The 12,501-nt window shown below is 71.8% G+C and carries 1 protein-coding gene (only partly in view); it reads right to left on the reverse strand.

All coding sequences use genetic code 11. The features are described 5' to 3' along the window. Positions 1 to 12,501, reverse strand: partial view of a non-ribosomal peptide synthase/polyketide synthase gene (locus RDV84_RS14435; RefSeq protein WP_309150737.1) — the 3' portion only. Its footprint extends 9,711 nt past the window's final position; only the last 12,501 of its 22,212 coding nucleotides appear in the window; its start codon lies beyond the right edge, outside the window; the stop codon is at positions 1 to 3.

Consider the following 12,501-nt stretch of genomic DNA (forward strand, 5'->3'; position numbering starts at 1 on the left):
TCACAGGCGGTACTCCTGCGCCAGGATGCGGCCGATCCGCGACAGGTTCTGCGGGTGGGTCAGTTGGTCGTGACGGCAGTCGATGTCGTAGCTGCGCAGTTCGCCGGTGATGTTGTGCTTGAACGTCGCCGGTTCGAGCACGTAGGCCTCGGCTCCCAGGTCTTCGGTGGCGACGAAATACACGATGCTGCCGTCGAATTTCGCGCTCGGGCGGTAGTAGTTCAGCAGGTTGGCTTCGTTGTTCTGGGTGGCGACGAAGCGCTGCAGCAGGGCGGCGTCGAAGCCGGAGAACACGCTGTACTTGAGCAACTCGGTCGCGCGCTCGTAGTCCAGCGATTCGGGGTCGAAGTCGCCCAGTTCGCAGCCGGCGATGTTCTGCAGGAAGCCTTGCAGGATGCTGGCGTGGTAGTCGCCCTTGGGCACGGTGTCGGAGTCGAAGCCGGGCATCGAGGTGCGGATGCACGAGTCCAGGATCACCAGGCGCGCGACTTCGTGGCCGGCCTGTTGCAGGCGCACCGCGACTTCCAACGCGGTGGCGCCGCCGTAGGAATAGCCGAGCAGGTGGTAGGGGCCTTCGGGCTGTACTGCGCGAATCTGCGCGAGGTGGGCTTCGACGTCTTCTTCGACGCTGCCCGACAGCGCGGCGGCGGGATCGATCAGGCTCGCGCTTTGCAGGGCGTAGATCGGCCGTTGCGGGTCGAGGTAGCGGGTCAGGCCGCGGTACCACCAGCCCAGGCCGCCGCCCGGCGGCAGGCAGAACAGCGGCGGCAACTGGCCCTGGGTACGGATCGGCACGATCGGTTCCAGCGCGGTCAGCGCCTGCAGCGGTTCGGCCATGCGTTCGGACAGGGCCGCGATGGTCGGCGATTCGAACAGCAGCCGGGCCGAGACTTCCACCCCGAGCGTGTTGCGGATGCGCCCGACCAAACGCGTGGCCAGCAGCGAGTGGCCGCCGAGTTCGAAGAAGTCGTCGTCGATGCCGACCTCGGCCAGTTCCAGCACTTCGGCGAACAGTTCGCACAAGGCCTGTTGCTGCATCGTGGTCGGCGCGCGGCGCTGGCTGGAGGTGAAGTCCGGTGCGGGCAGGGCCTTGCGGTCGACCTTGCCGTTCGGGGTCAGCGGCAGCATCGGCAGCGGCACCAGCAGCGGCTGCATGTACTCGGGCAGGTGCTTCTGCGCGTGCTCGCGCAACTCGCCGAGGCGGTCGAAGCTGCCGGGGCTGTTGGCGCTGGCGTCGAAGTCGCGCGGGTGGGCAGGGCGGTGGATGTCGGTCCAGATCGCCTGGCCGTCGTGCCTGGGCAGGAACAGCAGCTCCAGGCCGCGTTCGAAATCCGACCACGTCACCGCGACCTCCCAGCCCAGCGCTTCGCCCTGCGCGTGCAGGACTTCGGCCGGCGGCAGGTCGCCGCTTTGCGCCGCGAGCAGGCGCGCGCGCACCTCGGCGATGCGGCGGCCCGCCTGCAACTGGTGCAGCGCGTCGAGCTCGGGTTGCAGCAGCGGATGCGGCACGTCGACGATGCGCAGGCCCTCGGGGTGCTCCACCAGGCGCGCGGCGAGGGCGCCGGGATCGAGCAGCGCCGGCGACCACGGCTGCGCCGGCAGATCGGCGGCCGAACGCACGCCGGGGCCGTGCTTGCGCAGCACTACCTCGTAGCGATGGCGGGTCAGTTCGTTGTCGTGGCGGCTGCGCTTGGTCTGGATGTCGACCGTGGCGATGCTGGCGATGCGTTGCGGCAACTGGGTGAAGAACTCCGGCGCCAGCAGCAGTTCCTTTTCGGTCAGCAGGGTCTGGTCGATGCGCCGGCGCAGGGTGTTCGCGTCGGTGTCGCCGCTCGCCTGATGCAGCTGCACGGCGTTGACGAAGCTGCGCAGCAGTTGCAGGTTGCGCACGTCGCCCAGATACAGCGCACCGCCCGGCGCCAGCAGTTGCATCGCCTGCTCGATCACCTCTTGCAGGTAATCGCTGCTGGGGAAGTACTGCAGCACCGAGTTGATCACGATCGCGTCGTAGCCCTCGCCGACCGGCAGCGCGTCGACGACCTGGCGGGTGCGATGCGCGGGCAGCGCCAGCAACTGCACCTTGTCGGCCAGTTCCGGCCGTTGCGCGATCTGGCGCTGCAGCCGCTCGACCGTGGCGCGCGACAGGTCGGTGCCGTGGTAGACCTGCACCTGCGGCGCCACCGGCGCCAGGATCAGGCCGCTGCCGACGCCGATCTCCAGCACCCGGCGCGGGCGCAGGGCGAGGATGCGCCGCACCGTCGCCGCGCGCCATTCGCGCATCTGTTCCAGCGGGATCGGCGCCTGGGTGTAGCTGCTGTTCCAGCCGCGGAAGTCCTCGCCGAACTCCGGCGCGGCCTCGTCGACGGTGTCGGCGTCGTAGAGATCCTGGTACAGCGATTCCCACTCGTCGACCTGGCGCGTCTCCTGCGCCGTGTCGCGGCGGCCGCCGCCCTGCTTGAGCACCACGTAGCCGACCAGTTGCTTGTGGCCCGGCACGTCCTCGCGCACCTGCACGATGGCCTGCGCGACCGCCGGATGGTTCTGCAGCGCGTTCTCGATCTCGCCCGGCTCGATGCGGAAGCCGCGCAGCTTGACCTGCTGGTCGCTGCGGCCGATGAACTCGATCCGGCCGTCCTCGCGCCAGCGCACCAGATCGCCGCTGCGGTACATGCGTTCGCCGCGATGCGCGGCCGGCGCGTAGGGATTGGCGACGAAGCGCTCGGCGGTGAATTCGGGCCGTCCGAGGTAGCCGCGGGCGAGGCCGGCGCCGGCGATGTACAGCTCGCCCGGCACGCCGGGCGGCACCGGCCGCAGCGCGCCGTCGAGCACGTAGACGCGCATATTGTCGAGTGGCGAACCGATCGGCACGCTCGCCGCTTCCGGCGCCAGCATCGGCACCGCGCAAGTCAGCGCGAAGGTGGTGGTCTCGGTCGGGCCGTAGCCGTTGACGATGCGCAGCGCGGGATAGCGCGCCTGCAGGCGGCGGATGGCGTCGGCCGAAAGCACGTCGCCGCCGGCCCACACCTGCCGCAACGTCGCGAACAGTTCGGGCATCGACTCGACGTATTCGTGGAACAGCCCCGCGGTGAGCCAGAGGCTGCGCACGCCGTGTTCGACGATCAGCCGCTGCATCTGCCGGCCGTCGCCGGAATCGCCGGTGCACACGACCACGGTGCCGCCGTTGAGCAGCGGCACCCACAGCTCGTAGGTGGACGCGTCGAAGGCGTGCGGCGAATGCAGCAGCACCGCTTCGTGTTCGCGGGCGAAGCGGCGGTCGCGGGCGAAGGCGACGATGTCGGCCTGTTCCACCGCCACGCCCTTGGGACGGCCGGTGGAGCCGGAGGTGAACATCACGTAGGCCAACTGGCGCGGATGCGCGGCCGGCAGCGGCGCGTCGGCGGCCGGCGACGCGTCGTCGTCGGGCCGGTCGGTCCGCAGCACCTGCGACGGCGCGAGCCCGGCGCTGGCGAGATCGCGTTCGTCCAGGCTGTCGTCGGCGATCAGCAGCGCAGCGTCGGTCTCGGCCAGGATCAGGGCCAGGCGTTCGTCCGGATACTGCTCGTGCAGCGGCACGTAGCAGCCGCCGGCCTTGAGCACGGCCAGGGTGGCGATCACCAATTCGGGCGAGCGGCGCAGCAGCAGCGCCACGCCCTGGCCGGCGCCGAGCCCGCGCGCCAGCAACGTCCGCGCCAGGCGTTCGGCGCGGCGGTCGAGTTCGGCGTAGCTGAGGGTCAGCGCGTCGGCGACCAGCGCCGGCGCGTCGGGCGTGGCGCGCGCCTGGCGTTCGAACGCGGCGGCCAGGCTTTCCGGCTCCAGCGCATGCTCGGTGGCGTTCCAGGCGTCGAGCTGGATGCGTTCGCTGTCTTCCAGCAGGTCGAGCTGGCCCACGCGCAGGCTCAGGTCGCCGGCGAGCTGTTCCAGGATCGCCTGGTAACGGCGCGCGAAGCGCTGGATGTCGGCCTTGCCGAACACGTCGGGGCGGTAGCTGAAATTCAGGCGCACGCATTCGCCCGGCATCGACAGCAAGGTCAGCGGGTAGTGCGACTTGTCGCCGCCGTGGCCGTCGACCATGGAGATGCGCAGGCGGCCGTCGGGATCGGACAGGCGCTGGTCGTCGGCATCGAGCAGATAGTTCTCGAACACCATCAGGCTGTCGAACAACTGGGCGTGGCCGCTGTCGAGCAGGATCTGGGTGAGGCCCAGGTGCTGCGCGTCGAGCAATTGCCCTTGGCGGTCCTGCAGCGCGGCCAGCCAGCGGCCGAGCGTCTGCGCGGGGTCGAGCGGCAGCCGCAGCGGCAAGGTGTTGATCAGCAGGCCGGCCATGCGCTCCACGCCGGGCAGTTCCGGCGGGCGGCCGGACACGGTGATGCCGAACACGACGTCCTGGCGGCCGGTGGTCTGCGCCAGCAACAGGCCCCATGCGGCTTGCAGCAGGGTGTTGATGGTCAGGCCGTGACGGCGCGCCTGCGCGGTCAGCGCCTGGGTCAGTTCGCGCGAGAACTCGTGCGGGTGGGTGTGCGGCATCACCGGTTCCGGCGAGGCCTGCGGCGCCAGCAGGGTCGGCCCGTCGAGGTCGGCCAGTTCGCGCCGCCAGGTGTCGCGCGCGTTCTGCCGGTCCTGCGCCGCGATCCACGCCAGGTAGTCGCGATACGGCGTCACGTACGGCAGCGCCGAGCGGTCGCCGCGCGCGTGGTACAGGCTGATCAGCTCCTTCATCACCATCGGCGAGGACCAGCCGTCGAGCAGCATGTGGTGGCTGGTGAAGGCGAGGTAGTGGCGGTCCGGCGCGGTGCGCACCAGGATGAAGCGCAGCAGCGGCCCCTTGGCCGGATCGAAGCGCTGTTGCTGGTCCTCGCGCAGCAGCGCGATCGCGCCGGCCTCGTCGCTGTCGACGAAGCGCCACGGCGCCTTGGGCTTGAGCGGGATCACCTGCACCGCTTCGGCCAGGCCATGGTGCAGGAACGAGGCGCGCAGGTTGGCGTGGCGTTCCAGCAGGCGGTCGGCCGCGGTCTGCAACAGGTCGGCGTCGAGCGTCCCGTCGAGTTGGTACACCTCCTGCACCAGATAGGCGTCGACGCTGTCTTCGTCGTACACCGCATGGAACAGCAGGCCGTGTTGCAGCGGCGACAGCGGCAGGATGTCGGCCAATGGCGGCTGGCCGGCTTCGATCGCCTCGATCTGGGCCTGGTCGAGCCTGACCAGCGGCAGGTCCGACGGGGTGAAGCCCGGGCGCGCGCTGCCGGCGCGTTCGGCGATGCAGCGCAGCACCTCGAACCAACGCTGCGCCAGCGCGCGTATCGCGTCGTCGTCGAACAGTTCGCCGGCCCAGTTCCAGGTCGCGTGCAGCATCGGGCCGCCGGCGTGGTCGACGGTGACCGCGTCGAGGCCGAGCGCGTGCCACAGCGGCCAGGTCGCGTCGTCGCCGTGCGGCGCTTCGGGTTGCGGATCGTCGTGGGCGGCCGGTTCGGCGGCGTCGAGCGCGGGCAGGCGGCCGAGGTAGTTGAAGCCGATCTGCCGCGACGGCGCGTCGGCGAGCGCGCTGCGTCCGTGCTCGTCGAGGTAACGCAGCAGGCTGTAGCCGATGCCGTTGTCGGGCAGGCGGCGCAGCTGTTCCTTGACCCGCTTGAGCGTTTGTTCGAGCGCGGGGCCGCCGCGCAGCGCATCGTCCAGGTCCAGGCCGGCCAGGTCGAGCTGCAGCGGGAATTCGCTGGTGAACCAGCCGACCGTGCGCGACAGGTCGGCGCCTTCCAGGATCGCCTCGCGGCCGTGGCCTTCCAGATCGAAACGCAGCGACGACGGGGCCGCGCCGAGCCGCTGCCGGCGCCAGTCGGTCAGCGCCAGCGCGAACGCGGTCAACAGCACGTCGTTGATGCGGCCGTGGATCTGGGTCGGCGCGACGGTCAGCAGTTGCTGGGTGGTGTGCGGGTCCAGGCGCAGGGTCAGGGTGCGCTGGGTCGCGCCGGTGTCGCGCCGCGGATCCAGCGGCCGTTCGCCCAGCGCCGGATCGGCGCCGGCGAACATCGACCGCCACAGCGGCAGTTCGCCGCGGCGCGCGCTGGCGAGCGCCGGCAGCTGCAGCGCCCAGTGGCGCAGCGACGTCGCCGCATTCTCCAGGCGCGGCGCCAGGCCGCGCTTGCGCGCATCCCAGGCGGCCTGGAAATCGGGCAGCAGGATGCGCCAGGACACGCCGTCGACGGCGAGGTGATGGATGGTCAGCAGCAGCTGCGCGCCGCTCTCGTCGTGCACGCGCACGGCTTGCAGCATGCGGCCGCGCTGCGGGTCGAGCCCGTCGCGCGCGCTGCGTTCGGCGTCGCGGATCGCGCGTCGGCGTGCGTCCGCATCCAGGCCCGCCAGCGACACCTCGCGCAGGCAATCCTGCGCGCGCACCGCGCCTTGCGGCGCGATCCGCAGTTGCCGCTCGCCGCCGCGATCGGCGCGTTCCACGCACAGGCGCAGCGCGTGATGGTGGTCGAGCAGGTCCTGCAGCGCCTGGGCCAAGGCCTCGCTGGAACCGTCGCCGAGCGGCAGGGTCATCGACTGGTTGAACGTGCGCGCCAGCTCGGGCTGGTCCAGCAGCCAATGCATGATCGGCGTCGCCGGCAGCGCGCCGGTCGGCGCCTGCACCGGCGCGGCTTCGCTGCGCGGCAGCGGCGCGGCCGTCGCCGCCAGCACTTCCACGGTCTGCTGGCGGAATACATCGCGCGCGGTGATCACCAACCCTTGCTTGCGCGCGCGGCTGACCAACTGGATCGAGCTGATGCTGTCGCCGCCGAGGGCGAAGAAATTGTCGTCGATGCCGACCCGCTCCAGCCCCAGCACTTCGGCGACCAGGGTGCAGAACAGCTGCTCCTTGGCGTCGCGCGGCGCGCGCGCGCTGGCGCTGGCGAAGTCCGGCGCCGGCAGCGCCTTGCGGTCGAGCTTGCCGTTGATGTTGCGCGGCAGCTGCGGCAGGCGCACGAACGCGGCCGGCACCATGTAGTCGGGCAGTTGCGCGGCCAGCAGCCGGCGCAGCGCGTCGAGGTCGAAGCCGGCCTCGGGGGCGGCGAGATAGGCGACCAGTTGCTTGCGGCCGGGTTGATCGTCGCGCACCAGCACCGCGTTCTGGGCGTAGCCGGCCTCGGCGATGCGCGCCTCGATCTCGCCCGGCTCGATGCGGAAGCCGCGGATCTTGACCTGATCGTCGGCGCGGCCGAGGTATTCGAGCTGGCCGTCGCCGCGCCAGCGCGCGAGGTCGCCGCTGCGGTACATGCGTTCACCATGGACGAACGGATCGGCGACGAAGCGCTCGGCATTCAGGCGCGGACGGTCGAGGTAGCCGCGCGCCAGGAACGCGCCGGCCAGGTACAGCTCGCCGGCCACGCCGGCCGGCACCGGTTGCAGGCGCGCATCGAGCACGTAGGCGCGGCTGTTCCACAGCGGCGCGCCGATGGCCGGGCGGCTGCCGGCGTCGATGCTGGCGAAGCAGGCGTCGACCGTGCACTCGGTCGGGCCGTACAGGTTGTAGCCTCGCACCCGCGGCGATTCGGCCAGCGTGCGCCACTGCGCCTCGCCGACCGCTTCGCCGCCGAGCATCACGCAGCACAACTGGCTGTCGTCGCGTTCGAGCAGACCGTCCTGTAGCAGCACCTCGAACAGCGAGGGCGTCACGTCCATCGCGTGGATGCCGTGCTCGACCACGTAGTCGACCAGCCACTGGGTGTCCTTGCGTACCTGCTCGTCGATCAGGTGCAGCTCGTGGCCGGCGGCCAGCCACAGCAGTGCCTCGATCGAGGTGTCGAACACCATCGAGGCGGTCAGGGCGAAGCGCCGGCGCGCGCCGCCGGCGCGGGCCGTCTCGGGATCGATCAGCCGCTGCTTGTGGTGATGGAACAGGTTGGCCAGCGAGCCGTGGCCGATCACCACACCCTTGGGCTTGCCGGTCGAGCCGGAGGTATAGATGACGTAGGCCGGATGCAACGGCGACCACGGCCGGCGCCGGTCCGCGTCGACCGGCGCGCGCTGCGGCGCGGTGGCGAGCGCGGCGCGGGTGTCGGCGTCGTCGAGCAACAGCAACGGCGCGGCGCCGTCCAGCGCGCGGGTCGCGGCGGCGGTGCCGATCGTCAGTACGGGGCGGGCGTCGTCGAGGATGTCGCGCAGGCGCTCGGCAGGCTGCTCCAGATCCAGCGGCAGGTAAGCGGCGCCGGCCTTGAGCACGGCCAGCACCGCGACGATCAGCTCGGGCGTGCGCAGCAGCGCCAGCGCGACCCGGTCCTCGGCGCCGACGCCGCGGGCGATCAGCACGTGCGCCAGCCGGTTGGCGCGGGCGTCGAGTTCGGCGAAGTCCAGGGTCTGGCCGTTGCAGGCCAGTGCGACCTCGCGCGGCGCGGCCGCCGCGGCTTGCGCGAACGCATCGTGCAGGCCGCCGGGCGGCGGCGCCTGCAGCGGCGCGATGCCGGTCTGCAGCTGGCGTTCGCGCTCGCCTTCGTCGAGCAGGTCCACGCGACCCAACGGCCGGTCGAGGTCGCCGGCGAGGACTTCGAGCAGGCGCGTGTAGCGGCGGATCTGGCCGTCGAGGTCGGCTCGCGAGAACACGTCGGGGCGGTAGCTGAAGTCCAGGCGCAGGCGTTCGCCCGGCAGCAGCGACAGGCTGAGCGGGTAGTGCGACAGGTCGCCGCCGTGGCCCGGCGCCATGCCGATGCGCAGTTCGCTGTCGGCTTCCAGCGCGCGGCGGTCGTTCGGGTCGAGCGGATAGTTCTCGTAGACCATCAGGGTGTCGAACAGCGTGGCGTGCTCGCTGTCGCGCAGGATCTGCGGAAGGTCCAGGAACTGTTCGTTGAGCAGGCGCGCCTGGCGCGACTGCAGGTCGCCCAGCCAGGCCGCGAGCGTCTGCTCCGGGCGGATGCGCAGGCGCAGCGGCAAGGTGTTGATCAGCAGGCCGACCATGCGCTCCACGCCGGCCACTTCCGGCGGGCGGCCGGACACGGTGATGCCGAACACGACGTCGTCGCGCCCGGTGGTCTGCGCCAGCAGCAGGCCCCAGGCCGCCTGCAGCAAGGTGTTGAGGGTCAGGCCGTGGCGGCGCGCCTGGGCGTTGAGCGACTGGGTCAGCTCGCGCGAGAACAGGTGCTGGTGGGTCAGTGGCATGCTCGGCTCGGCCGAGGCTTGCGGCGCCAGCAGGGTAGGCTCGTCGAGGCCGGCGAGTTCCTCGCGCCAGGCCGCGCGCGCGGCCTCGCGGTCCTGCGCGTCGATCCAGGCCAGGTAGTCGCGATACGCGGGCGCCGGCGGCAACCCGGCGTCGCTGCCGCGCGCGTGGTACAGCGCCAGCAGTTCGCGCAGCACGATCGGCATCGACCAGCCGTCGAGCAGGATGTGGTGGCTGGTGAACACCAGGTAGTGCAGGTCCGGCGCGGTGCGCACCAGGGTGAAGCGCAGCTGCGGCGCCTGCGAGGGTTCGAAGCGTTGCTGCTTGTCCAGCAGCAACAGCGCCTGCAGTCCGTCCTCGTCGCTGTCGACGAAACGCCACGGCGCCTGGACCACGCGGGCGATGGCCTGCACGGTGCCGGAGCGGCCGTCGTGGATGAAGGCCGCGCGCAGATTGGCGTGGCGTTCGAGCAGGCGGTCGGCGGCGGTCCGCATCGCCGCCGCGTCCAGCCGGCCTTCGAAGCGGAACACCTGCTGCACCAGATAGGCATCGGGCGCGCCGTCGTCGTAGAGCGCGTGGAACAGCAGGCCGTGCTGCAGCGGCGACAGCGGCAGGATGTCGGCCAGCGGCGGCTGGATCGCCTCGATCGCTTCGATGCGCTGCTGGTCGAGCGCGATCAGCGGCAGGTCCGAGGGCGTGAACAGCATCCGCTCGTCGTGGACGGCGTCGTGCGCGATCCGCCGCAACAGCCCGAACCACAGCTGGGCGAGTTCGCCGATGGCGCGCTCGTCGAACAGCTCGCCGGCCCAGCTCCAGTTGGCGCACAGCACCGAACCGTCGCGGCGGTCCTCGGTGGTGGCGTTGAGCGACAGCGCATGCACCAGCGGCGTGTCTTCGCCCGCGCTGGGAACCGCCGCCTCGGCCTGGGCCCAGTCCGAAGCGCCGTGGCCTTGCTCGGCGATGGCGAAGCGGCCCAGGTAGTTGAAGCCGATCTGCGCGGCGGCGTGGCCGCCGAGCGCGGCGCGGCCGTGTTCGCCGTGGTAGCGCAACAAGCCGTAGCCGATGCCGTTGTCGGGCAGGGCGCGCAATTGCTCCTTGACCGACTTCAGCGCGGCGTCCAGCGCGGCGCCGCCGTGCGCGGCCGCGGCCTGGTCGATGCCGGCCAGCGACAGCTGCACCGGGAACTGGCTGGTGAACCAGCCGACGGTGCGGCTGATGTCGATGCTCTCGGCCGCGGCGCTGCCGGTCAGGGCCTCGCGGCCGTGGCCTTCCAGGTCGAAGCGCACGCGCTCTACATCGCCCAGGCCTTGCCGACGGCGCCACTGCGCCAGCGCCAGCGCGAACGCCGACAGCAGCACGTCGTTGATGCGGCCGCGCATGCGCTCCGGCGCGCGGGTCAGCAACACCCGGGTGACTTCCGGTTCCAGCCGCAGCGAGAGATGGCGCTGGGTCGCCAGCGTGTCGCGCGCGCCGTCGAGCGGGCGTGGGGTCAGCGACGGATCTTCGCCTTCGACCATCGCCTGCCAGAACGGCAGTTCCGCGGCGCGCGCGGCGGCGGCCGCGGGCAGGGCCAGGGCCCAGTGGCGGAACGAGGTGGGCACGGGCGCGAGCGCCGGTGCGAGGCCGGTGGCGCGCGCCTCCCATGCGGCCTGCAAGTCCGGCACCAGGATGCGCCAGGACACGCCGTCCACCACCAGGTGATGCAGCACCAGGAACAGGCGCGAATCGGCGCCGTCGTCGAACCACACCGCTTGCAGCATGCGCCCGTCGTCCGGCGACAGCCGCAGCTGCGCGGCGAGCATGCGCTCGTGCATCAGGCGCTCGCGCGCCTCGGCTGTCAGGCCGTGCAGCGGCACCGCGTCCAGGCAGTCCGCCGCGCGCACGCTGCCGGCTTCGCCGATCTCGGGCGCGCCATCGCGCAGGCGCATGCGCAGGGCATGGTGGTGTTCGATCAGGTCCTGCAGCGCCGCCTGCAAGGGCTCGTGCCGCAGCCGCGGCACTTGCAACAGCATGGTCTGGGCGAAGTGCCGGTGAGAGCCTTCGCGCTCCAGCAGCCATTGCATGATCGGCGTCGCCGGCAGCGCGCCGGTCGGCGACTGCTGCGGCAATACATCGGCGGCCTCGCTGGTGCCGGCGACGCGCGCCAGCGCCTGCACGCTGGGGTGCTGGAACACGTCGCGCGCGCTGAAGCGCAAGCCGAGCTGGCGGGCGCGTCCGACCAGCTGGATCGAGCTGATGCTGTCGCCGCCGAGGGCGAAGAAACTGTCGTCGATGCCGACCCGGTCCAGACCCAGCACGCCGGCGAACAAGTCGCACAGCGACTGTTCCAGCGCGGTGCGCGGCAGGCGCAGATCGCGGCCGGCCTCCGGCGCGGGCAGGGCCTGGCGGTCGAGCTTGCCGTTGGGCGTGAGCGGCAACGCGTCCAGCGCGACATAGGCGGCCGGCACCATGTGTTCGGGCAGGTTCGCGGCCAGGGCGCGGCGCAGCGCCTCGGCGTCCAGCGCCTCGGCGCCGGTCACCAGGGCGCCGGTCACAAGATAGGCGACCAGTTGCCGCTGGCCGGGACGGTCCTCGCGCACCGCGACCGCGTTGTGCGGATAGCCGGCCGCGGCGATGGCCGCCTCGATTTCGCCGAGCTCGATGCGGAAGCCGCGCAGCTTGACCTGTCCGTCGTCGCGGCCGAGGTATTCGAGCTGGCCGTCGTCGCGCCAGCGCGCCAGGTCGCCGCTGCGGTACATGCGTTCGCCCACGGCGAACGGATCGGCGACGAAGCGCTCGGCGCTGAGCGCGGCGCGGCCGAGGTAGCCGCGCGCCAGGCCAGCGCCGGCGATGTACAGCTCGCCGGCCACGCCGACCGGCTGCGGTTGCAGTTGCGGGCTCAGCACGTACAAGCGGGTGTTGGCGATCGGCGCGCCGATGCAGGCCAGTTCGGCGGCGCTGTCGTCGGCGCCGGCCCGCGCCGGCAACCGCGCCACGCTCGACCACACGCTGGCCTCGGTCGGGCCGTATTCGTTGTACAGCGCGCAATCGGCCGAGGCCTGCGCGCGGTGTTGCGACAGCAGCGCGGGGGCGATCGATTCGCCGCCGAGCACCACGCGGGTCAGCGTCGACAAGCGGTCCGGCGCCTGCTCCAGCACGGCGCGATACAGCGCCGGGCCGCTGAGCCAGGCCTGCACTTGGTGCCGTGCGACGAGCTCGGCCAGCGCCGTTGGTTCGCGTTCCTGGCCCGGCGCCGGCAGCACCAGGGTGCCGCCGCTGCTCAGCGCGTGCAGGATCGTGCCGAGCGAGGCGTCGAACGCCACCGACGGCAGCAGCAGCGCGGTTTCGGCGGCGTCGCCGTCGGCGGCCGCGTAGTAGTCCAAGCGCGCCGCGTTCGAATG

Origin of the sequence: Lysobacter yananisis, assembly GCF_031199375.1 — a bacterium.
GTDB lineage: Bacteria > Pseudomonadota > Gammaproteobacteria > Xanthomonadales > Xanthomonadaceae > Lysobacter > Lysobacter yananisis.